This is a genomic window from Methylotenera sp., assembly GCF_013141425.1.
Classification (GTDB): domain Bacteria; phylum Pseudomonadota; class Gammaproteobacteria; order Burkholderiales; family Methylophilaceae; genus Methylotenera.
In genome coordinates this window covers 21193-43738 of record NZ_JABFRA010000053.1, presented here as the reverse complement: position 1 = coordinate 43738, position 22546 = coordinate 21193, and the positions used below count along the sequence as shown (strand labels likewise).

General features: G+C 44.4%; 21 protein-coding genes. 5 read left to right on the top strand and 16 right to left on the bottom strand.

All coding sequences use genetic code 11. The annotated features are described in order from the left end of the window. Window positions 1–47 precede the first annotated feature (47 nt). The 3 genes from HOO90_RS04485 (at window position 48) to HOO90_RS04475 (ending at window position 2953) form a co-directional block, all read left to right on the top strand. Window positions 48–374: a DUF485 domain-containing protein gene (locus HOO90_RS04485; RefSeq protein ID WP_292839921.1), complete on the top strand. Its 327-nt coding sequence runs from the start codon at window positions 48–50 to the stop codon at window positions 372–374. After that, a complete protein-coding gene (locus HOO90_RS04480; protein WP_292839918.1) occupies window positions 371–2401 on the top strand; it encodes a cation acetate symporter in 2031 nt (676 codons plus the stop codon). The genes HOO90_RS04485 and HOO90_RS04480 overlap by 4 nt, the downstream gene beginning before the upstream one ends. A gap of 159 nt (window positions 2402–2560) precedes the next feature. Then, the gene (locus tag HOO90_RS04475) at window positions 2561–2953 is read left to right on the top strand and encodes a hypothetical protein (RefSeq protein ID WP_292839915.1); all 393 of its coding nucleotides are present in this window, start codon (window positions 2561–2563) and stop codon (window positions 2951–2953) included. A gap of 360 nt (window positions 2954–3313) precedes the next feature. Here the strand turns inward: HOO90_RS04475 and HOO90_RS04470 are convergent, their stop codons facing one another. The 7 genes from HOO90_RS04470 to glyA all read right to left on the bottom strand — a co-directional run bounded on the left by HOO90_RS04470 (window position 3314) and on the right by glyA (window position 9466). Next, window positions 3314–3964 (bottom strand): class II aldolase/adducin family protein, encoded by a 651-nt coding sequence (locus HOO90_RS04470; protein ID WP_292839912.1) that lies wholly within the window; start codon window positions 3962–3964, stop codon window positions 3314–3316. A gap of 115 nt (window positions 3965–4079) precedes the next feature. Then, window positions 4080–5162: an S-methyl-5-thioribose-1-phosphate isomerase gene (mtnA, locus tag HOO90_RS04465; protein ID WP_292839909.1), complete on the bottom strand. Its 1083-nt coding sequence runs from the start codon at window positions 5160–5162 to the stop codon at window positions 4080–4082. Between the two features lie 221 nt (window positions 5163–5383). Further along, window positions 5384–6181, bottom strand: coding sequence for a TatD family hydrolase (locus HOO90_RS04460; RefSeq protein ID WP_292839962.1), 798 nt, complete (start codon window positions 6179–6181; stop codon window positions 5384–5386). A gap of 13 nt (window positions 6182–6194) precedes the next feature. After that, entirely contained in the window at window positions 6195–7298 is a 1104-nt protein-coding gene (gene ribD, locus HOO90_RS04455; RefSeq protein ID WP_292839906.1) for a bifunctional diaminohydroxyphosphoribosylaminopyrimidine deaminase/5-amino-6-(5-phosphoribosylamino)uracil reductase RibD, read from the bottom strand. 18 nt (window positions 7299–7316) lie between these two features. Next, the gene (locus tag HOO90_RS04450) at window positions 7317–7694 is read right to left on the bottom strand and encodes a hypothetical protein (RefSeq protein ID WP_292839903.1); all 378 of its coding nucleotides are present in this window, start codon (window positions 7692–7694) and stop codon (window positions 7317–7319) included. 57 nt (window positions 7695–7751) lie between these two features. Next, the gene (gene nrdR / locus HOO90_RS04445; protein ID WP_292839900.1) at window positions 7752–8195 is read right to left on the bottom strand and encodes a transcriptional regulator NrdR; all 444 of its coding nucleotides are present in this window, start codon (window positions 8193–8195) and stop codon (window positions 7752–7754) included. Between the two features lie 14 nt (window positions 8196–8209). Next, window positions 8210–9466, bottom strand: a complete 1257-nt coding sequence (gene glyA / locus HOO90_RS04440; protein WP_292839897.1) for a serine hydroxymethyltransferase — start codon at window positions 9464–9466, stop codon at window positions 8210–8212. A gap of 415 nt (window positions 9467–9881) precedes the next feature. Here glyA and iscX point away from each other — a divergent pair, with 415 nt between their 5' ends. Continuing rightward, window positions 9882–10076, top strand: coding sequence for a Fe-S cluster assembly protein IscX (gene iscX / locus HOO90_RS04435; protein ID WP_292839894.1), 195 nt, complete (start codon window positions 9882–9884; stop codon window positions 10074–10076). A gap of 26 nt (window positions 10077–10102) precedes the next feature. Then, entirely contained in the window at window positions 10103–10573 is a 471-nt protein-coding gene (locus HOO90_RS04430) for a retropepsin-like aspartic protease (RefSeq protein WP_292839891.1), read from the top strand. Between the two features lie 6 nt (window positions 10574–10579). Here the strand turns inward: HOO90_RS04430 and HOO90_RS04425 are convergent, their stop codons facing one another. From HOO90_RS04425 to HOO90_RS04385, 9 genes are all read right to left on the bottom strand, one after another. Continuing rightward, window positions 10580–12220, bottom strand: coding sequence for an alpha-D-glucose phosphate-specific phosphoglucomutase (locus HOO90_RS04425; protein WP_292839888.1), 1641 nt, complete (start codon window positions 12218–12220; stop codon window positions 10580–10582). A gap of 139 nt (window positions 12221–12359) precedes the next feature. Beyond that, entirely contained in the window at window positions 12360–13637 is a 1278-nt protein-coding gene (gabT, locus tag HOO90_RS04420) for a 4-aminobutyrate--2-oxoglutarate transaminase (protein ID WP_292839885.1), read from the bottom strand. 74 nt (window positions 13638–13711) lie between these two features. Continuing rightward, the gene (locus HOO90_RS04415) at window positions 13712–15205 is read right to left on the bottom strand and encodes an aldehyde dehydrogenase (protein WP_292839882.1); all 1494 of its coding nucleotides are present in this window, start codon (window positions 15203–15205) and stop codon (window positions 13712–13714) included. Between the two features lies 1 nt (window position 15206). Beyond that, entirely contained in the window at window positions 15207–16667 is a 1461-nt protein-coding gene (locus tag HOO90_RS04410; protein WP_292839959.1) for an NAD-dependent succinate-semialdehyde dehydrogenase, read from the bottom strand. Window positions 16668–16767: 100 nt separating this feature from the next. After that, window positions 16768–17616 carry an ABC transporter permease gene (locus HOO90_RS04405; protein ID WP_292839879.1) on the bottom strand — a complete coding sequence of 283 codons (849 nt, stop codon included), beginning with the start codon at window positions 17614–17616 and terminating at the stop codon, window positions 16768–16770. After that, on the bottom strand, window positions 17613–18518 hold the full coding sequence (locus HOO90_RS04400; protein WP_292839876.1) for an ABC transporter permease: 906 nt from the start codon (window positions 18516–18518) through the stop codon (window positions 17613–17615). The genes HOO90_RS04405 and HOO90_RS04400 overlap by 4 nt, the downstream gene beginning before the upstream one ends. Window positions 18519–18528: 10 nt before the next feature. Then, window positions 18529–19650, bottom strand: coding sequence for a polyamine ABC transporter ATP-binding protein (potA, locus tag HOO90_RS04395; RefSeq protein ID WP_292839873.1), 1122 nt, complete (start codon window positions 19648–19650; stop codon window positions 18529–18531). Between the two features lie 99 nt (window positions 19651–19749). After that, window positions 19750–20913, bottom strand: a complete 1164-nt coding sequence (locus HOO90_RS04390) for a polyamine ABC transporter substrate-binding protein (protein ID WP_292839870.1) — start codon at window positions 20911–20913, stop codon at window positions 19750–19752. A gap of 200 nt (window positions 20914–21113) precedes the next feature. Further along, a complete protein-coding gene (locus tag HOO90_RS04385) occupies window positions 21114–22484 on the bottom strand; it encodes an aspartate aminotransferase family protein (RefSeq protein WP_292839867.1) in 1371 nt (456 codons plus the stop codon). Window positions 22485–22546: the final 62 nt, after the last annotated feature.

The window sequence follows — 22546 nt, the reverse complement described above, 5'->3', positions numbered from 1 at the left end:
AAACCTTCAAACGCAGATTTATTCTGCTTAAATCGTGGAGAAAGCACTTGCCAAAACCTAAAATTCACTGGTCGGCCATATCAGACGATGCACGCTTTAAAGCCTTACATGGCGATAAAAATAAATTTTTATGGTGCATGATGTTGTTTGCATTGATTTTTTATTTTCTGCTACCTATCAGCACCGCGTATTTTCAACCTATTTTGAAAATAAAAATTTGGGGCGTGATTAATTTGGGCTTAATTTTTGCTCTTTCACAATTTGCAATCGCTTGGATGATTGCCATTATTTATGCCAAACGCGCTAATACCGAATTTGACGTGCGCGCCAAGGCTTTGGTGGAAGATGCGCATAATATTAAAGGCGTATTATGAACTTTAAAGCTAAACAAATTGCTGGCTTTATCGTTATTTTAGCCTGCCTGCAAGGCGCGCCAGTATTCGCTTCCACGGCATCCGCTGGCGCAGTGGCAGACGAATATCGTTGGCTTACCTTTATTGTATTTAGTAGCATTATTGCGGCCACCATGTACATCACTTGGTGGGCAAGCAAACGCGTGAAGTCTACTGCCGATTTTTACGCAGCTGGCAATTCCATCTCAGGCTTACAAAATGGCTGGGCGATTGCGGGCGACTACTTGTCAGCCGCGTCTTTCCTTGGCATTGCAGGCTTAATCTCACTGTATGGCTATGATGGCTTTATGTATTCGGTCGGTTTTCTCATGGGCTATATTGCCGTACTTTTGGTGATTGCAGAACCCTGCCGCAACATTGGTAAATATACACTTGGCGACATTTTAGCGTTTCGCAACAACCCTAAAAAAGCGCGCATGATTGCCGCGCTTTCTACCATTACCGTTTCTATCTTTTACCTCACCGCGCAAATGGTCGGCGGCGGCGTGTTGGTTAAAACGCTGATTGGTATTGACTACGAAGTGAGCGTAATAGCCGTTGGCACACTTATGCTGGCTTACGTGGTGTTTGGCGGCATGGTCGCCACTACTTATGTGCAAATTGTAAAAGCGGTTTTGCTCGTCATCGCCTCATTAGTGCTGGTCACTTTGGTTTGGATGCCTTATGGCTTTAGCCTACCTGCTTTTTTGCAAGCGGTGGTGGATGATAGCAAGGTTCAGGCGCAAGTGGCTAAATTACTCGGAGCTACAGCTAGCACGATGACGCCAGAGGAACTCGGCCAGCGCTTTTTAGAACCCGGTTTATTTTTAAAAGACCCGATTGACCAAATTAGCCTAGGCATGGCACTGGTGTTTGGTACAGCAGGCTTACCGCACATTTTAATGCGCTTTTTTACCGTACCCAATGCGCAAGAGGCGCGTAAAAGCGTGGTGTGGGCAATGGCGATTATCGGTGGCTTTTATGTGCTGACCTTATTTTTAGGTTTTGGTGCAGCCATTCACGTTGGCCCAGAAACGATTGGCAGCATTGATAAAGGCGGCAATATGGCCGCGCCACTCTTAGCCCAATATTTGGGCGGTGGCGAGCATTCGCTACTCGGTAACTTTATGCTGGCATTTGTGGCTGCTGTGGCCTTTGCCACCATTGTTGCGGTGGTCGCAGGCTTGGTGTTAGCCTCCGCCAGCGCCATTGCGCACGACTTATATGTAAACGTGATTAAAGAAGGCAAGGCAACGCAGCAACAGCAAATGAAAGCAGCGAAAATCGCCAGTATTGCGGTAGGTATTGTCGCCATTTTTATTGGCATTTTAGCCAAAGGCCAAAACGTGGCGCACTTAGTCGGCATGGCATTTGCCGTAGCCGCTAGCAGCAATTTGCCTGCGATTTTTCTTACGCTTTACTGGAAAAAATGCAACACCACAGGCGTGGTAATGGGCATGCTGATAGGCGCAGGAAGCGCGATTCTATTGGTGCTGGTTTCACCCAATATGACCTACCCGCTAAAAATGGTGGCAGATGCCAAAATAGTGCTGGAAGGCGCACCGAATAAGGCTGAGTTTGAAGCTAAAATAAGTGAAGGCTTGATTTGCGAGTTTTTTACAACTTGCCAAAAAGCAGAACCCGCAAAACCTGCGGTTGAATCCGTGATTTCTGCACCGCAGAAAATAGCTGATTTAAAAGAGCTACTCATGCGCATCCGCAGCCAAGAAGCCGTTGCAGGCATTAACAAACAAATCAAAGAACTCGAAAAATCGATTAGCAAAGCCCAAGATGACATCGCTAAGTTTGGTAGCCAAACAACCAGCATGATTGGCCTAGAAAAACCGCTATTCAGACTTAAAAACCCAGGGATTATTTCGATTCCACTCGGTTTTTTAATGGTGATTTTATTCTCTCTATTTAAGCGCGATAAACGCGCTGAGGACTTGTGGGAAGAGCTGTACGTGCGGCAGAATACGGGCTTGCATGTAGAAGATGTTTCACATTAAGTGGAATTATTTGCGTCCGTACTTGCTATTAATTATCATACGGACAGATAAATAGCTAAGTTAATAATTTATAAAGAAAAAGAATATGAAAAATTCAACATTCACAATATTATTATGCGGACGCATGCGTCCGCATAATAACGGTTAGGCGTTAAAATCTTGAGACTTCGTCACTTTGCAGCAATCCAGTACGCAATTCTGGCTATTTATTTGTGGGCTAGTTGGTTGTTAATTCTGTCACCACCTGAGCGTGCCATTGGTCAACTTGAATTTATGTTTGCACCAACCCATGAAAATCGAACATTCTTCATTTTTTTGGCTATAGCACCCATTATTGCCACAGCACTTAGCATTTCGTTTTGCTTTCAAACCTCAAACTTTGTACCATTAGCTAATTGGTTAGCTGCTGTTGCGTTTGTTTGCTTTGTAGTTGCTGTGTGGCAATTTGACTCTTCACTTATTTTAGGTTTCGGTTTGGGTTTTGCGTTTGCGGTCTATTCACGTTTGCGCCTAACCCATCATTCAAGCGGGACGCCTAACGGCGCCCCTTAATTCAAACGTTAGATTTAAATTTATGAACGCAGAAAATCAAAGCCTGAATACGAAAGAAATGCGAAAAAATATTCTTCTTTCAAGCATTCCCTATCAAATCGTATTGCTTCTATTTGCACTATATGCTGGCGGTGGCTTTTTTTATATTTCATAATCTTGTTAGCTGGCGACGCTTTGTATGGCTTTGTCTATTTAGCCTTGCACAAAAAATTTATATTGTTTCCAAACCAGCCAAATAAAACTGCTTTTATTACAGCTCTAGTTATTTTTCAGCTTGGTATTGCGGGTCTGCTATATGCAAAAATCTAACCCATCGGTTAAGCAGGACGCGCTGCCGCGGGCCTTTTACCTCAAACGTTACTAAATCGCCCACTTGCCATAACCCTTAAACTGCCGAAACACGTCACGCATTTCAGTCTCAGATAAAACATGCGGTTCACCAAGCTGCAATGCCCGCCAGTATTGCTCGCACAGGTTTTCTACTTCCACCGTCACTGCTCGTGCATCTTCTAAATCGCGCCCTATCGCTATCATGCCGTGGTTGGCTAGCAGACAGGCTTTACGGTCGATTAATGCAGTTAGCGCATTATCTGACAAGGCTTGCGAGCCAAACAGCGCGTAAGGCGCGCAACGAATGGTATCCGCCCCTGTGACGGCTATCATGTAGTGAAACGGTGGAATATCTTTATGCAAGCAAGCCAGTGTGGTGGCGAACATGCTGTGGGTGTGAATGACAGCGTTAATTTCAGGGCGATTTTTAAGGATGTCGCAATGAAAACGCCATTCGCTGCTGGGTTTAACATTTGGCTGCGTTTTATCCGCTTCAAAGCTGCCGTCAAAACGCATTTGCACCATGCTTGCTGGTGTCATTTCATCAACTGGCAAGCCACTTGGTGTGATTAAAAAACCTTGTGCAGAACGCACACTGACATTGCCTGCCGTGCCTTTGTTTAAGCCAAGTGCGACGAGTTTTTGACTGGTTATTAACAGTTGTTCAGATAAATTACTCATCAACACCTTTCAAATTGCATGCTCTGTACCAGTTCTTGGCATCACCATTCTCGCTAAGTGCTAAAGCACTAAGTCGAATGCGAAAGCCAATATCCATGCGGGTCGCAGGGCATGTTTATTTACGTTCTTTAAGCGCATTGGGCGTAAATACGCCATGTTCGGTGATAATACCTGTGACTAATCTAGCTGGTGTCACATCAAACGCTGGGTTTGCCACTTGCGTATTAGGTGGCAAAATATTCACCTCTGCTAGCTCGCCATTTGCCAACACGCCTGACATCCAAGTCAGTTCACGACCATCACGCTCTTCAATTTCAATCTCTTGAACGCCATCGTGAATCGTCCAATCAATGGTGGGTGAAGGCACTGCGGCATAAAATGACACTTGATTATCAAACGCCGCAAGCGCTTTTAAATAGGTGCCAATTTTATTGCAGACATCGCCAGTACTGGTAACACGGTCAGCGCCGACAATGACCATATCCACTTGGCCTTGCTGCATTAAATGGCCGCCTGCATTATCGCAAATGACTGTGTGTGGCACACCGTGTTGAGCTAACTCCCATGCCGTTAAACTGGCGCCTTGGTTGCGCGGGCGTGTTTCATCTACCCACACATGCACATCAAGGCCAGCCTCGTGTGCCGCATAGATTGGCGCTAGTGCGGTGCCGAAATCAACAGTAGCTAGCCAGCCTGCGTTGCAATGCGTGAGTATATTGAGTTGGCGTGGCGTTTTAGCGTGTAAAGATTTAATTAAAGTTAAACCATGCTGACCAATAGCCTGGTTGAGCAGTACATCTTCATTACAAATATGCGAAGCCTCTAACCAAGAGGCTTCTAGTCGGCTTTCTGCTGCGGTTAATAATAGCAACTTCGTCATGCGCTCAACCGCCCAGCGCAAATTTACCGCAGTTGGGCGGCTTTGTATTAAGGCATTGGCTGACTGTTGAATATGCGCTTCATTAGTATTTTTTTGCATTGCCAATGCCATACCATAAGCAGCCGCCGCACCAATTAATGGCGCGCCGCGCACTTGCATGGTTTTAATGGCATTTACCATGTTTTGTAGATTGCTGATTTCTACAATTTCAAACGCATGTGGCAATTTTGTTTGGTCAATAATTGATACGGTAATTGCGTTTAAATTCTTAGCATCATTTGGCCAGATTGTGCGGAATTTTTCGTTGTTAATGATCATAAATTATTTTTTAAATTATTGACTTTTAAAAAGTTCCCTGAAACATGAAAATACTCTCCACAATATCTGTGGATAACTTTGTGAATAACTGTGACTTGAAAATGTAACATACCAATTTATAAGGCTTTTTTCAATTCGCTTAAAATTTAACCTATTATTTTTTTGTTTAAAATCAACAAGTTAAATAATCACCCTTGATTGATAAGGGATTTTTACTCAAGTTAAAGTAATACTTTAGGTGGTGTGCATAAGTCGACCAATTTTGGCAAAACTTTTAGCGCATTGGTACTTGTAATATCAAGTACTTGCGACACATTTACTTGCTTTAAATGTGCCAAAACCTGTGCGATTCTATTGAGTTCTAGCGGGGTATTTCGCCCCTTGGCGCCCACCCATTCAGGTGGAATATCGGGCGAATCTGTCTCTAAAACGATAGACTCTAACGGCAATTGCATCGCCAAAGCGCGAATCTTTAATGCGCGACTATAGGTCATTGCCCCACCAAAACCCAATTTAAACCCCAGTGCAATGAATTGCTCAGCTTGTTGAAAGCTTCCATTAAACGCATGGGCAATGCCGCCTCTCACTTCAAATCTACGCAAATGCTTTAATACATCATCAATCGCGTTGCGAACATGTAATATCACAGGCAAGTCATGTTGTTTCGCTAATTTTAGCTGCTCGGTAAAAAAGAAAGTTTGACGTTCAAAATTATCTTTAGTGACAAAGTAATCCAACCCAATTTCACCTATCGCAACGGGGCTATGTTCGAGCACATAGGTTTTAAGTACGTCAATATCGACGATACTGGCTTTATCAACGTACATAGGGTGAATGCCAAGCGCATAGGCGCAATGTTTGTGTTGGCGGCATAGCGCGAGTACAGGATCAAAATTTAAACGCGCCACAGCGGGTACAACGATAAGTTGCACGCCTTGCTGCAAAGCCTTTTCGGCAATACTATTTCTATCAGCATCAAATTCTGCTGCATCCAAATGGCAATGCGTATCGATGAGCATAGGCGTTAAAAGTTTAATCGGCAGTCTGAATTGGCTTTGCGCGCAGGCGAATATCTTTTCCAATTTGTCTGATATCCAATAATTGCAGATCAATGGCTTGGCGCATGTCTATTAACGTGGGTAAGGCAAACATCCCTTTTGACTGGCTACCCATTAATTTAGGTGCGTAATAAATCAACAGTTCGTCGATCAAATTTTGTGCGAGTAACGCACCATTGAGACGCCCCCCCGCTTCAACCATCACCTCGTTAATCCCAAGGCTAGCAAGGTGACTCAACAACGATTTCAGGCAGACCTTACCCTCATCGCCTGCCACCTGCAGCAAACTAGCACCTGCTGCCTGTAAGCCATTTGAACGATGCTGGAGGCCATTCGCATAGGCAATAAGCGTATTACCACCCTGCAATATTTTTGCATCAAGTGGGATCTGCAATTTACTATCGACCACAACACGCAATGGCTGCCTCAGTAAATCAGGAAGTCGCACATTCATACTTGGATTATCCGCCAGCACCGAACCGATGCCGGTTAAAATTGCACACGATTGCGCGCGCCAGTGTTGTACATCCTGCCTAGCGGCATCGCTAGTAATCCATTGACTCTGGCCATTATTCAGCGCAGTACTTCCATCTAAACTCGCCGCAACCTTACTACGCACATAAGGTAAACCACGTGTCATGCGTGAAATGAACCCTGGATTTAACGCATTAGCCTCGGCCTCCATCAAACCCAGTTTCACTTCAATGCCATGTGCCTGTAGCCGCTGAATACCCTTGCCTGCTACTAAGGGGTTGGGGTCTTGCATCGCGACAACAACACGCTTGATACCAGCAATAATCAGGGCATCAACACAAGGCGGTGTCCGACCCTGGTGATTGCAAGGCTCTAACGTGACATAAGCATCTGCCTCTTTGGCACTCGCACCCGCTTCGCGCAAGGCAAATACTTCGGCATGTGGCTCGCCAGCTTTAAGGTGTGCTCCCTGCCCGATGATTTGATTATTTTTAACGATGACACAGCCAACACGAGGGTTAGGCTGAGTGCTGTATAAACCCTGCTCTGCTAGGCGCAAAGCGAGGGTCATGTAGGTGTGGTCGGCTACCGTAAACGAAGTCATTTCATAGCCATGATGAATTTAATGCGATGAAATGCGACTATTAATCAAACGGTTATTTTCATCAAAAAACAACAACAAGCCATGATAAACATGCATACATTTACCTAAATCATATTCCATGGCATTGCCATCTTCGTAGCTTGGTCGGCCTAGCAATACACCAACGGCTTCTTTGCTGGTGCCTTTTGATAACACATGCTGTTGCAAGTCATACGCCATATCGCCGCGTTTACAGTCAGTTTCAATCGTTGTTGCGTGCTGCATCCACTTCACTTGGTCAAATTTATCACTGCCAAACACTAGACTATCTTTCATCATCCACCAGGCAAAAAACACAACGGTGAGCACCAAGGTAAATATTGCGAATGCGATGGATGCCCAGTTAATCAACTTCATATTTAGTTCCTTAACGATTGGTTGAGACGTTACTTAAAACGCAAATTACTAGCCTGTTTACAAATCACGAATCGCGTCGTTAAAATCATCCACGTCAGAAAAGCTTCGGTACACCGAGGCAAATCTTATGTAGGCAACTTTATCCATTAACTTAAGTTCGTGCATGACGCTCTCACCCAAATCGCGCGCGGGAATTTCTCGCTCACCTAAACTCAATAACTTTTGCGTGATTCTGTCTAAAGCACGGTCCACGTATTCCGTAGGCACGGGACGCTTGTGTAAAGCGCGTGAAAAAGACAAGCGCAACTTTTCGCAGTTAAACTCTTCACGCGTGCCATTGGTTTTAACCACTTGCGGCAGGTGTAACTCAGCCGTTTCATAAGTCGTAAAACGCTTATCGCAAGCACCACATTTGCGGCGACGGCGAATAGAATCACCTTCGTCATTGACGCGCGAATCAATTACCTGTGTATCTGCATCACCGCAAAAAGGGCATTTCATTGATTAACGATTACCTAGTTTTGATAAACAGGAAAACGTGCAGTCAAAGCATGTACCTTAGCTTTGGTCGCCGCAATCACCGTCTCGTCCGTTGGATTATCCAACACATCAGCAATCAAGTTCGCCACTTGTCGCGCTTCATCTTCTTTAAAGCCGCGCGTTGTAATCGCTGGCGCACCGATACGAATACCAGAAGTCACAAAGGGGCTTTCTGGGTCATTTGGAATTGAGTTCTTATTTACAGTAATGTGTGCCAAACCTAGAGCCGCATCAGCCGCTTTACCCGTTAAACCTTTTGGACGTAAATCCACCAAGAACATATGAGACTCGGTACGACCAGAAATAATTCGCAAACCACGAGCCGTTAAAACCTCTGCTATCGCTTGTGCATTTTTAATTACTTGTGATTGATAGGTTTTGAAATCGGGCTGGGCGGCTTCTAAAAATGCGGTTGCTTTGGCTGCAATCACGTGCATTAACGGCCCACCTTGTAAACTTGGGAACACACTGGAATTCAATGATTTTTCAAACTCAGCTTTTGCCAAAATAATACCGCCACGTGGACCACGTAACGTTTTATGCGTGGTTGAAGTGACAAAATCTGCATGCGGCACTGGATTTGGATAAACACCTGCAGCAATCAAACCTGAGTAATGCGCCATATCTACCATGAAATACGCACCTACTTTTTTAGCGATTTCTGCCATACGTGCCCAATCAAAGCGCAACGCATATGCAGATGCACCACCAATTAATAATTTTGGCTTACACTCAATAGCAATGCGCTCCATCTCATCGTAATCAATTTCTTCTTTGTCGTTCAGGCCATAAGGCACGATGTTAAATAATTTGCCTGATAAATTAGCTGGCGAACCATGCGTTAAGTGACCACCGTGACCGAGATTCATACCCATGACGGTATCACCTGGTTTTAGAATTGAGAAATACACCGCCTGATTGGCTTGCGAGCCAGAATGCGGCTGCACATTTGCATATTCCGCACCATATAAGGCTTTTAAGCGGTCAATCGCCAATTGTTCCACTTGGTCCACAAACTCACAGCCACCGTAAAAACGTTTGCCTGGGTAGCCTTCTGCATACTTATTGGTCAACTGCGAGCCTTGTGCTTGCATCACGGCTGGACTGGTATAGTTTTCAGAGGCAATTAGCTCAATATGCTCGTGCTGACGTACCACTTCACTGTTAATCATTGCATCTAAAGCTGGATCGACTAAGTTTAAGGTTTTGCTGTAGTTAAAAGGCGCAGACATTGTTTCGCTTTCCAAATAATTGAATTTTTAATTGATAAACATTTTGATATTTTACCATGCAGTCACTCTCGTCAGATAGCCAAGCTATAATCAATTTTGTCGTATGTTCAATCACGCCCTTGAAGGATGCATCAACCTGCGTTTCTATACATTATTGATAAAAAGAATAGCGTCATTAATCCAAAACTATTGATTGAAACAGATTTAAAATTAACCAATCTTATGGAATCGGAAGCTTTTAAAGTGCATTTTGATGCAAATAGAATGAGTTAGCTACTGTGGCTTTAATTGAAAACTCTTGCCCTTATTCCAGTTGTAAACGTTTAAAGAAATTGTATTTTAGGTGCAATAACTCTTTTTCGCACCTCATTTGCGGCGTTATAATAAAACTCATTTACTTCGCAAGGATTTTCCCATGAAATGGACTGACACACTCACCATTGCTGAATCGCTTTACGACAAATATCCAGACATCGACCCCACCACTATTCGCTTTACCGATTTAATGACTTGGGTATTGGCTTTAGATGGCTTTGATGATGCGCCAGAGCATTGTGGGGAAAAGATTTTAGAAGCGATTCAGCTCGCTTGGATAGAGGAAGCTCAATAAGCACAGTTTCAAAAATACGTTTTCGAATGACCAAACATACTTTCATCTTTATTTGGATTGCGCTGGCTGGCCTAATTTATTACTTAGCCGATGGCATTCAAAATCCGAATAAAATTAAAAACTTAGGGGAAGCCAGCACCGTTGTGCTAAAGCGTGGCTTGGATGGCCATTACCGCACCGAGGCTCTCATCAATGGGCAAAAGGTTGAAGTACTGGTGGATACTGGTGCTACGGGTGTTGCAATCTCACAAAGCGTAGCAGATAAACTTCAGCTAAAGAGCATTGATGCCATACGTACCAATACAGCAAATGGCGACACGGTGGGCTACTTGGTACGATTACAATCCGTCAAAATTGGCGGAGTGACCGCAAATAATGTTTCAGCAATGATTGCACCCGGTTTGGATGGAGAAGTGTTGCTTGGCATGTCTTTTCTAGGGCGAATGGATGTGCGCTTGTATCAAGGTGAAATGACCATCAAGCAAGTCGAAGATTGAACAGAACTAGGTAATCACCGTAGGCGCAAGGCGGCCTGTTTTTTCCACCAACTGTGAAATCTGCAAGGCTATTTTTATCATTTCAGCTAATGCCACTTGCGCATCAAGATGATGGTTCTTAGTATCAGGGTCAAACGCCTCCAAATAAATGCGAATTGTCGCGCCCTCAGTACCGGTGCCTGAGAGTCTAAACACGATACGCGAACCATCATCAAACAAAATGCGTATGCCTTGATTTTTACTGACAGAGCCGTCAATCGGATCATGATAACTAAAGTCATCGCAAGTTTTTACTTGATACGCACCAAAGGTTTGGTTTGGCAAACTTGAAAATTGACTTTTAATATGCGCTATGACGCTATTGGCAGCTTCGGTGGGGATGGCTTCGTAATCATGGCGTGAATACACATTGCGGCCAAATTCTGCCCAATGCGCCATGAGAATCTGCTCTACACTGGTTTGTTTAACGGCAAGAATATTCAACCAAAACAACACCGCCCATAAACCATCTTTTTCACGCACATGGCTTGAACTGGTACCAAAGCTTTCTTCACCACATAAGGTTACCTTTCCTGCATCCATCAAATTGCCAAAGAATTTCCACCCTGTCGGCGTTTCATAAGCTGGAATATTCAACTTAGTAGCTACTCGGTCTACTGCACCACTGGTCGGCATAGAACGTGCTACGCCAGCAATACCTTTTTTGTATGCGGGCACTAGCGTTGCATTCGCTGCTAAGACTGCCAAGCTATCAGACGGCGTAACAAAGAAATTTTTTCCTAAAATCATGTTGCGGTCGCCATCACCATCGGACGCGGCACCAAAGTCTGGAGAGCTTTCACCCGCGAACATGATTTTCACTAAATCTTCCGCATAGGTTAAATTAGGATCTGGATGACCACCTGCAAAATCTTCAGAGGGTGTGCAGTTCATCAAACTAGAAGCTGGTGCACCTAATCGTTTGCCGAATATCTCTTTTGCATAAGGACCTGTTACGGCATGCATCGCATCGAACTGCATTCTAAAACCACTTACTAGCAATTTCTTAATGGCAGAAAAATCAAATAGCTCCTGCATTAAGTCCGCATAATCTTGCACTGCATCAATGACTTTCACCGTGAACTTGCCACCATCAAAAGTAGTTTCACCGATGGTGTCCACATCAATTTCCGGTAGGTCTGAAATCTTATATTCCGTGATTTTTTTGCTTAATTCAAAGATTGAATCAGTAATTTTTTCAGGCGCTGGGCCACCGTTACTGATGTTGTATTTAATACCAAAATCGCCATTAATGCCGCCTTGGTTATGGCTTGCAGACAAGACAATGCCACCGAATGTTTTATATTTACGAATCACGTGGGACGAAGCTGGGGTAGATAAAATACCCGCTTGACCAACAAGTACGCGCGCAAAACCATTGGCAGCAGCGATGCGAATGATGGTTTGAATTGCTTGACGATTAAAATAGCGTCCATCACCGCCCAAAGCGAGCGTTGCGCCACTAGGTATTTCCAGCGTATCAAAAATACTTTGAACAAAATTTTCTAAGTATCCAGCTTGCTGAAAAACCTTCACTTTTTTTCGCAAACCTGAAGTACCTGGTTTTTGATCGTTAAATGGTGTGGTTTGAATATTTTGAATTTGCATAGATGCACCTAGGATTGCTAAAGATTAAATAATGGATAAAAATTTAAGCGATTATAAAAGTTCAGACTGCGCTAGTTTAAAGTTATTATAGCCAGCAAAACAGCCTTTGCCGTGACATGCGAGTACGTTTTTATAAATTTTATATTGTGGCTTTTGCTAAAGCACGGTCCAGAATATCCAGTGCCTCATCAAAAACAGCATCCTGTATGGTCAGTGGATACAAAAATCTTAGCGCATTGGTATATACGCCACAAGTCAATAGAATCAAGCCTTCTGCCAATGCGGCCTGCTGTACACGTTTGGTGATTTCCATCGAAGGCTCATTCGTTACTGGGTCAAAAAATTCTGCTGCTATCATCGAACCCAAACCTCGTACTTCTTTTAAACTAGGCGTTTTGGTTTGCGCAACTTTTAAGCGTTTCGTGAGCTTTTCACCTAACACATTAGCACGGGCCACTAACTTCTCTTCTTCCATAATATCGATCACCGCATGCGCCGCGGCTATGGCAAGCGGATTGCCCGCGTAAGTGCCGCCTAGCCCGCCTGGTGCAGGACCATCCATCACCTCGGCCTTACCACTCACTGCAGACAAAGTCGTTCCGCCCGCCATACTCTTTGCCATGGTGATAATATCTGGCAATACATCGTAATGTTCTGCTGCGAATAATTTGCCTGTGCGGCCAAACCCCGTTTGAATTTCATCAAAAATCAGCAAAATGCCGTGTTCATCACATAGCGTGCGTAGCTCTCGCATTAGCGCTAGAGGCGTGACATAAAAACCGCCCTCACCTTGCACCGGTTCCAAAATTATCGCCGCAACTCGCTTTGGATCAATGTCTGATTTAAATAGCGTATGAATAGCTTTTATAGAATCTTCCACACTGACACCATGTAAATCGACTGGAAATGGCGCATGGTAAATCTCTGCAGGAAAAGGCCCAAAGCCAATTTTATAGGGCGCAACCTTACCGGTGAGTGCACAGCCCATTATCGTGCGACCATGAAACGCCCCTGAAAAAGCGATGATGCCTGGCCGGCCTGTTGACGCACGGGCAATTTTTATCGCATTTTCAACCGCCTCAGCCCCGCTCGAGAAAAAGCAGGTTTTTTTTGCATAATTTCCTGGGGTAAGTTTGTTAATACGTTCAGCCAAGGTAACGTAATTTTCATAAGGGAGCACCTGATAACAAGTGTGGGTAAAATGTTGCAACTGCGCTTCGATTGCTGCCACCACCTTGGGATGCCGATGCCCTGTATTGAGCACGGCGATGCCCCCTGCAAAATCAATGTATCGCCTACCCTCGACATCCCAAACTTCAGAATTGAACGCGCGAGCAATAAAGAAATTTGCCATCACACCAATGCCGCGTGGCGTGGCTTCTAAACGGCGATCATGTAACTGTTTATTGCTAATCATAGGCTGTCCTATTAGGGGTTTGCAGTTTAAAGGTGTAATTGCTTATTTATCTAACTTTAGTATCAAACTTTGGCTTACTTCAATTTAATCCAAGTAGTTTTTAGTTCTGTATATTTTTCTAGCGCATGCAAAGATTTATCGCGGCCATTGCCGCTTTGTTTATAGCCGCCAAACGGCACGGTGATGTCATCTTCATCATAACTATTAATATGCACCGTACCCGCCCGCAACGCTTTTGCTACAAGGTGAGCACGACTCAGGTCTTGCGTCCATACGGCGGCAGCCAAGCCATAATTCGTGCCATTCGCAATGCGGATTGCTTCTTCTTCGGTATCAAAAGCGATGATAGACAGCACTGGACCAAAAATCTCCTCGCTGGCGATGGTCATTTCATTGCTCACCTCATCAAACACTGTTGGATTGATATAAAAGCCACCGGTTTCGCTCAACACTCGTTCGCCGCCTGCCCGCAACTTGGCACCTTGTGCTTTACCACTTGCAATATATTTCAGTACATTTTCCATTTGCCCGCAATCCACAATCGCCCCCATGGTGGTATTCGCATCCAGCGGGTCGCCTGGTTGATATTCAGGCAAATATGCTAATATTTTTTTTACGAATTCGTCTTTAATCGTACGTTCGACCAATAACCGAGAAGGCGCATTGCAGCTTTCTCCTTGATTATAAAAAATAGAGCCCACGCTGGCTGCAGCGGCTTTGTCTAAATCTTTACAGTCAGCAAACACGATGTTCGGTGATTTACCCCCAAGTTCACACCAAGCACGCTTTAAATTACTTTGACCAGCCATGATTTGGATTTTTTTACCCACACCTGTCGAACCAGTAAAGGCGATACAATCCACATCAAGATGCATGGCAAGTGGCGTACCTGCTTCCGCACCAAAACCTGGCACTACATTTAGCACACCTGCTGGAATGCCTGCTTCAATCGCCAAATCACCTAACCTGAGTGCCGTCAGTGGTGATTTTTCTGAGGGTTTTAATACAATACTATTACCCGTGGCTAAGGCCGGCGCAATTTTCCAACAAGCCATTAAAATCGGATAGTTCCATGGCACGATTGCCCCAACCACGCCTATTGGCTCACGCGTAATCAAAGCCAAGGTATCGTCTGCTGTAGGCGCAACTTCGTCATAAACCTTATCAATGGCTTCACCAAACCAACGTAAACTATTGGCGGCGGAGTTAACATCCACATTCAAACTCGCCGTAATAGGCTTGCCCATATCCAACGTTTCCAACAAGGCCAGTTCAGCTTTATGCGCCAAAATCAAATCGGCAAATCGTATCATGGTCTGCTTACGTTCACGTGGGGAAAAACCAGCCCAACGTCTATCGTTAAAGGCGGTGCGTGCCGCCACTACGGCACGTTCAATGTCGGCTGCCTGACTGCTTGCCACATCGGCTAATTTACGCCCATCGATTGGTGAAAAGCATTCAAAAGTACTGCCATCCAAAGCATCTACTCGCTGGCCATCAATAACAGCACGCCCATCGATTCTTAAATCTTTTGCACGCTGGTGCCAATCAATTTTAATCTCTGTCATTTTATAGCCCCGCCATGCACACGTATTTCAGTTCTAAATATTCGTCGATGCCGTGATGCGAACCTTCGCGACCCAAGCCTGACTGCTTTACACCGCCAAAAGGTGCAACTTCATTTGAAATCATGCCTGTGTTCACACCAACCATGCCGTATTCAAGAGCTTCTGCCACCCGCCAAATGCGGCCAATATCACGACTGTAAAAGTAAGAAGCTAGGCCAAATTCTGTGCGGTTAGCTAATTCAATCACTTCATCATCCGTTTTAAAACGAAATAGTGGTGCAACGGGACCAAAGGTTTCTTCACTAAAAATTAAGCTATCAGCACTTACATCGGCTAATACTGTAGGTTCAAAAAACGTACCTCCTAAGACATGACGCTTACCCCCTTGCAACAGTGTAGCGCCTTTAGCGAGGGCATCTGCTATATGACTCTCTACCTTTACAATCGCGTCATCGTCTATTAATGGCCCCTGTGTGACGCCCTCTTCGGTACCTGCACCAACTTTGAGTTGCACTACTTTAGCTGCGAGTTTTTTGGCAAATTCATCAAACACGTTATCTTGTATAAATAAGCGATTTGAACACACACAGGTTTGCCCCGCATTGCGGTATTTGCTAATTATGGCACCCTCTACTGCGGCATCTAAATCGGCATCGTTAAATACAATAAACGGCGCATTTCCACCAAGCTCTAACGAGAGTTTCTTAATCGTATTTGCGCATTGGCGCATTAGGATTCGGCCCACTTCTGTTGATCCTGTGAATGAAAGTTTAGCAACAACAGGACTTTCACACAGTGCCGCTCCGATTTGACGTGCATCGCCTGTAATGACTTGCAATACACCGCTTGGCACACCCGCTTCTTCTGCCAACACGGCCAAGGCAATCGCACACAATGGCGTTTGCTCGGCTGGTTTAATAATCATGCTACAGCCTGCCGCAAGCGCGGGCCCAGCTTTACGGGTAATCATCGCGATTGGGAAATTCCAAGGCGTAATGGCGGCCGTCACGCCAATTGGTTGCTTAAGCACCAATAAACGTCGATCGCCCAACGGCGCTGGAATCGTCTCACCGTAAACACGTTTAGCCTCTTCTGCAAACCATTCGACAAAACTAGCGCCGTAATTTACTTCGCCGCGCGCTTCTGCCAAAGGCTTACCCTGCTCGGCTGTTAATAGCTGTGCTAAGTCTTCTCGATGATGAATAATCAGATCAAACCAGCGTTTTAGAATAGCTGCGCGGGCAGCTGCAGTATGGGTGCGCCATGACTTTTGAGCCAATTCGGCCACCACAATGGCACGCTCAGTTTCTGCACGCCCCATCTTGGGCACACTAGCTATCAATGCGTTGTTTGCTGGATTCGTCACGTCAAACGTTTCACCTGAATCTGCAGCCACCCATTGGCCAGCAAGCAAAGTGAGATTATTTTTTAATAGAGCGGTATGTTTGAGTGCTAAGGTCATTGTATTGGCTTTTAATTGGTTACGCACTTCAATTAGGTTTAATTGTAGGAACGGTTATTGACCGCGAAGAAATACAAAGAACCGCTCCTATTATTCAGTCTTATTTATTAGTATCACTATAGGCTTGAGCTTCTTCGCGCCTGCGCTTGCGCTCTTGATAAGAAGTGTAAAAACTGGAAGCAATCACCGCTATCGTCACTACGATAATCGTGACCGTTGCCACTGCATTAATGGTTGGATTTAAGCCTAGCCTTGCACGTGAGAAAATAACCATCGGCATGGTGGAATAGCCGGGACCAGACAAGAATGACGATAGCACGACGTCGTCAAAGGATAAGGTAAACGTGAGTAGGAACGCTGATACCAAAGCTGGTGTCAGTAATGGGAATGTGACCAACGTAAACACTTGCCAAGGCTTGCAACCTAAATCCATGGCCGCTTCATCCAATTTACTGTCCATTTCACGCAAACGCGAGGTTACAACAACTGCCGCATAGGCGGTACCCAACAGAGCATGACCCAATAAAATTGTCAACAAGCCTTTCTGTGGATAGCCTAGCCAATGTTGTACCGAAACAATCATCAATAATAACGATAGACCGACAATCACATCGGGCATCACCAAGGGCATGCTAGACATCGACGAAAGCAAGGTACGACCTTTAAAACGCTTGTAGCGATTCAATGCAAAAGCGGTAAATGTACCAAAAAATACCGACATTAAGGCGGACAAAAAGGCGATTTTAAGCGACAACAATACCGCTTCGATTAGTGCAGTATCTTTGACCAATGCTTCGTACCAGCGGAAACTTGCATGCGACCAAACGGTGACTAATTTAGAATCATTAAATGAAAACACCACCAAGGTAATAATCGGTAAATACAAAAACGTATAAACCGCAATCATCCAACCCTTGGCAAAGAGCTTATTATTACTGGCCTGACTCATGATTTACCCTCCGAGAGTTCGGCCTGCGATTTATTGTAAACCGCCATCGGCAATAGTATGAGCAATATCATCACTACCGCTACTGCGGAAGCCATTGGCCAATCGTAATTGCTAAAGAATTCATCCCACAGCACGCGGCCAATCATGAGCGTGCTAGAACCACCAAGCAATTCTGGTATCACGTATTCACCCACCGCTGGAATAAACACCAGCATGGAGCCTGCAATAATGCCTGCTTTAGAAAGCGGCACCGTAATCAGCCAAAAGGCTTTAAAAGGACTGGTGCCTAAATCAGCGGCAGCCTCTAAATAACGTAAATCTAGTTTCGACAAATTGGCATATAGTGGCAAAATCATAAACGGCAAATAGGAATACACCATACCCAATAACAAGGAAAACGAGTTATTCATCATCGCCAACGGTGCATCAATAATATGCAAACTCATGAGTATATTGTTAATCACACCATTGCTGACCAATAGGGTTTTCCAGGCATAAATACGAAGTAAAAATGAAGTCCAGAAGGGTAGCATGATGAGCATCAGCAGCATTGGCTGTAAATGCTTGGGTGAGCGCGCCATAAAATAGGCAAACGGATAGCCAATCACTAAACATAATAGCGTTGTAATTAAGGCGTATTTAATGGACGATAAATAAGTTTTGATGTACAAAGAATCAGTAAGAATAAACTGATAACTAGAAAAATTAAGCGTCAGCTTTGGCCAGCCTTCACGCCAGTCAATCATATTTGAAACTTGCGTGCCTTCCATTTCCGACAAGCTGATTTTGAGCACAATAAGCAGCGGAATGGCGGCAAGCAACAAAAACCAGAAATAAGGCACCCCAATGACGGCGTTTCGACCGTCCAAAAGTTTATTTAACAAGCCTTGGTTTTTAGCCATGTTTATCCCCTTATTGCGTTAAGACAACCATTGCTAAATCGTTCCACTGAGCGTAGGCACGGTCGCCCCAAGTGAGGCCAAAACTCAAATCACGCGTGTTATTCAGTTCCTGCGCCTTAATAACTTTACCGCTATCAAGCTTGAGGTGATAAGTCGTATGTGCACCAAAGTAAACAATCTCAATCACTTCGCCCGCACACCAGTTATAGTCACCTTTTGGCTTTTCTTTAGAAAGTATAATTTTTTCAGGCCGCAAAGCCACGCCCACGGCCATACCCGAATGTCCGCTCACACCATGACCAACATAATGCACGCATTCAGCACATCGCACCGTCACATGGTCGGCTTCATCTTCTTCAATTACACCATCAAAGATATTTACATTACCAATAAAATCAGCCACTTGGCGGCTGTTTGGCATTTCATAAACAGCATCTGGGGCACCTACCTGCAAGAAGTAACCTTCACTCATTACAGCAATGCGTGAGGCCATGGTCATCGCCTCTTCTTGATCGTGTGTCACTAAAACACAAGTCACGCCGACTTCCTCAATAATATTAACCAGTTCTAACTGTGTAGTTTCACGGAGCTTTTTATCGAGCGCGCCTAGCGGCTCATCTAACAGTAAAAGTTGCGGGCGTTTTGCCAAACTACGCACTAAGGCAACACGTTGTTGCTGACCACCGGACAACTGGTGAGGTTTACGTTTTGCATACTTGTTTAACTGAGCAAGACTTAGCATTGCCTCTACGCGTGCAGCGATTTCGTCTTTGGGCATGCCATCACGCTTTAAGCCGAAAGCGACGTTCTCCCAAACACTTAAATGCGGAAACAATGCATAAGACTGAAACATCATGTTAATGGGGCGCTGATAAGGTGGAAGATTGGTAATATCTTGATTTGCCAAGAAAATTTTACCTTTAGTCGGAATTTCAAAGCCTGCTAGCATGCGTAGCAAGGTTGATTTACCGCAACCTGAGCCACCCAGCAGCGCAAATATTTCACCTTTTGTAACGGTTAGTGAAACGTCATCCACGGCCTTTACGGTGCCATCATAAATTTTGGTCAGCCCTTCAACACGCAGCAACACGTCCTGTGCTGGCTTACTATTTTCTTTAGCTGTGGTGGCCATCAAATTCCCCTACAAAAAATGTATTTATACATTACCGCTTTTGTACCAACTCGCCTTGCAAGTTGAAGCAAGGCGAGTTTTAATTCCAAGCCAGAGGAATTAAACGCCTGACTTAAATTTGGTATAGAGACGCGTCATATTACGTTTGGTTTGCGCGTCTTCAACACCGGGAGGTACTAATTTAGCAATATCCTCATCGGACAAATAAATCGATTTGTTGTTTTTTATTTCAGGATCAACAAACTCGGTTGCGGCTTTGTTTGGGTTTGCATAAGTCACTTCATTAGTTATGGCTGCCGTTACCTCTGGTCGCATAATGTAATTGATGAAGGTATGCGCGTTATCTGGATGTTTAGCATCGGCAGGAATTGCCATGACATCCATGAATAAAATGCCGCCAGTTTTAGGTACCAAAGCTTCAATATTTTGCTCGGTCTTATTTTCAATCGAACGTTTGCGCGCTAAGTTAAAGTCACCCGCCCAACCATATGCTACACAGGTATTTCCGCTCGCTAGGTCATCAATTTGTCCGCCTGAATTGAATTTCTTAATATCAGGGCGTACTTTCATCAACAAATCGAACGCGGCCTGGTAGTCTTCAGGCGTTCCGGTATACACTGGTCGACCTAAATAGTGCAAGGCTGCCTGAAATACATCGGTTGGAGTATCTAAGAAAGTAATACCACAGGATTTTAATTTACTGGTGTAAGTTGGGTTAAACACTAAATCCCAAGCATTTTCTGGCAAGGGCGTATCACCAAGAGCGGCTTTTACCTTATCCACATTAATACCCACTGTGTTGTAACTCCACATCCAGTCAACCAAATATTGATTACCTGGGTCAAATGCCGCCATCTGTTTCAAAATACCTTCGTCTAGATTTTTCCAGTTGGTTAATTTGCCCTTGTCTAATTTTTGGAATAAACCACCATCTAGCTGTTGCTTGGCCCAGTTAGAGGTTGGCACTACGATGTCATAGCCCGTGTTTTTGGCAATGAGTTTTGCATGCAGAATTTCATTGCTGTCAAACACATCGTACTGTACTTTGATGCCAGTTTCCTTCTCAAAATTAGCAATCGTGTCAGGGGCGATATAATCTGACCAGTTATAAATATTCAGCACTTTCTCTTCGGGCGCTTTTGCTTCCGTCGTTGCTTTGGCTGGATCCGTCACCTCCTGATCTGATTTGCTACAGGATACGGCAGCAAGCACTGCACTAACAACAACAAGTCCAAACAAATATTTTTTATAAGATAAATTCATATACATTAACCCCCTAAATTAGTAAGTGACTGAAAAGCTTTAGTAAAAATTTTTCGCAATTTTGTGCTGTACATCCATTGGTTTAAATCTACGGTTTAAAACTATGGTCCGAATTGATTGGATGAAAGTAATCTTACAATATGTATGCATCCACAACCACTATTAATTTCAGAATTGATTTTATATTGCACTTGGTAATCTTAAAGTGCACCCAGCTTTTTTAAATCGGCCAAAGTGGCATCCAAGCACTGTAGAATCAAATGCACCATCTCATCAATTTGTGTTTTTGAAATCACAAGTGGCGGTGCGATAATCATGCGATCACCCACCGCTCTCATAATAAGGCCATTCGCAAAGCAATGACCACGGCAAATCATGCCTACGCCTAAGTCTTCATCAAAATGCACGTGGTTCACTTTATCTTTCATCAACACAAATCCGGCAACTAAACCCAAGGTTTCCGCGCCGCCCACCAATGGATGTTTGGCTAACTCAAGATATTTTTGCGCTAAATACGGCCCAGTTTCATTGAATACCTTATCGACCAAACCTTCTCGCTCGATAATATCAATATTCGCTAAAGCCACGGCACAGGCCGTTGGGTGGCCAGAATAAGTGTAGCCGTGATTAAATTCGCCACCCTGCTCTATCAACACTTTAGCCACGCGCTTACCCACCACTACGCCACCAAGCGGAATGTAACCTGAAGTCACGCCCTTGGCAAAGGTCATTAAATCCGGTTTACAGGCTAATAACTGTGAGCCAAACCATTTACCAAGACGACCAAAACCACAAATTACTTCGTCACAAATCAGCAAGATGCCATATTTATCGCAGATGCGCTGAATTTCAGGCCAATAGGTTTTAGGCGGAATAATCACGCCGCCTGCGCCTTGCACAGGCTCGCCGATAAATGCCGCGACTTTATCGGAGCCAAGCTCTAAAATCTTTTTTTCCAGCCAGCCTGCGGCTTCTATGCCAAACGCATCTCTATCCTGATTTGGCGCAATGCCATAGTGATAGGGCTGCTCTATATGTTCGATGCCTGGAATCATGCCGCCCTGTGCGTGCATGCCGCCCATGCCACCTAAGGATGAACCAACCAGCGTTGAACCATGGTAGGCATTATTTCGACTGATAATAAACGTACGTTCAGGCTGACCTAGCGTAGCCCAATAATGGCGAACCATACGTACATTAGTATCATTGGATTCAGAGCCTGAACTGCTAAAAAACACATGGCTGTAATTATCGCCTGCCAGCTTAATAATTTTTTCGGCAAGTTTTACCGCAGGCACATTGGTGGTTTGAAAAAAACTATTGTAATAAGGCAGTTCTTGCATTTGCTTGGCCGCCGCATCAACCAGCTCTTTACGCCCATAACCCACGTTCACACACCATAAACCTGACATCGCATCTAGGATTTTTTCGCCTTTAGAATCCCAGATATAAATACCTTCGGATTTAATAATGACGCGCGCGCCTTTTGCTGCCAAGGCTTTATGGTCAGTAAACGGATGTAAATAATGCGCCGAATCTATTGCTTGAATATCATGAGTATCGATAATCATGTTGCTCTCAATTCAAAATAGTTTAAGTGTTACATCTTCATATTTGCTTCAGATACGCGTTA

What these genes read in the sequence shown, in the direction of transcription:
- glyA (WP_292839897.1), bottom strand. Translation starts at nt 9,466, where the DNA reads ATGTCTGCGCCTTTTAACTACAGCAAAACCTTAAACTTAGTCGATCCA.
- HOO90_RS04430 (WP_292839891.1), top strand. Translation starts at nt 10,103, where the DNA reads ATGACCAAACATACTTTCATCTTTATTTGGATTGCGCTGGCTGGCCTA.
- mtnA (WP_292839909.1), bottom strand. Translation starts at nt 5,162, where the DNA reads ATGATCATTAACAACGAAAAATTCCGCACAATCTGGCCAAATGATGCT.
- HOO90_RS04470 (WP_292839912.1), bottom strand. Translation starts at nt 3,964, where the DNA reads ATGAGTAATTTATCTGAACAACTGTTAATAACCAGTCAAAAACTCGTC.
- HOO90_RS04480 (WP_292839918.1), top strand. Translation starts at nt 371, where the DNA reads ATGAACTTTAAAGCTAAACAAATTGCTGGCTTTATCGTTATTTTAGCC.
- nrdR (WP_292839900.1), bottom strand. Translation starts at nt 8,195, where the DNA reads ATGAAATGCCCTTTTTGCGGTGATGCAGATACACAGGTAATTGATTCG.
- gabT (WP_292839885.1), bottom strand. Translation starts at nt 13,637, where the DNA reads ATGATTAGCAATAAACAGTTACATGATCGCCGTTTAGAAGCCACGCCA.
- potA (WP_292839873.1), bottom strand. Translation starts at nt 19,650, where the DNA reads ATGGCCACCACAGCTAAAGAAAATAGTAAGCCAGCACAGGACGTGTTG.
- HOO90_RS04405 (WP_292839879.1), bottom strand. Translation starts at nt 17,616, where the DNA reads ATGAGTCAGGCCAGTAATAATAAGCTCTTTGCCAAGGGTTGGATGATT.
- iscX (WP_292839894.1), top strand. Translation starts at nt 9,882, where the DNA reads ATGAAATGGACTGACACACTCACCATTGCTGAATCGCTTTACGACAAA.
- HOO90_RS04460 (WP_292839962.1), bottom strand. Translation starts at nt 6,181, where the DNA reads ATGCTCATCGATACGCATTGCCATTTGGATGCAGCAGAATTTGATGCT.
- HOO90_RS04390 (WP_292839870.1), bottom strand. Translation starts at nt 20,913, where the DNA reads ATGAATTTATCTTATAAAAAATATTTGTTTGGACTTGTTGTTGTTAGT.
- HOO90_RS04450 (WP_292839903.1), bottom strand. Translation starts at nt 7,694, where the DNA reads ATGAAGTTGATTAACTGGGCATCCATCGCATTCGCAATATTTACCTTG.
- ribD (WP_292839906.1), bottom strand. Translation starts at nt 7,298, where the DNA reads ATGACTTCGTTTACGGTAGCCGACCACACCTACATGACCCTCGCTTTG.
- HOO90_RS04415 (WP_292839882.1), bottom strand. Translation starts at nt 15,205, where the DNA reads ATGACAGAGATTAAAATTGATTGGCACCAGCGTGCAAAAGATTTAAGA.
- HOO90_RS04425 (WP_292839888.1), bottom strand. Translation starts at nt 12,220, where the DNA reads ATGCAAATTCAAAATATTCAAACCACACCATTTAACGATCAAAAACCA.
- HOO90_RS04385 (WP_292839867.1), bottom strand. Translation starts at nt 22,484, where the DNA reads ATGATTATCGATACTCATGATATTCAAGCAATAGATTCGGCGCATTAT.
- HOO90_RS04410 (WP_292839959.1), bottom strand. Translation starts at nt 16,667, where the DNA reads ATGACCTTAGCACTCAAACATACCGCTCTATTAAAAAATAATCTCACT.
- HOO90_RS04400 (WP_292839876.1), bottom strand. Translation starts at nt 18,518, where the DNA reads ATGGCTAAAAACCAAGGCTTGTTAAATAAACTTTTGGACGGTCGAAAC.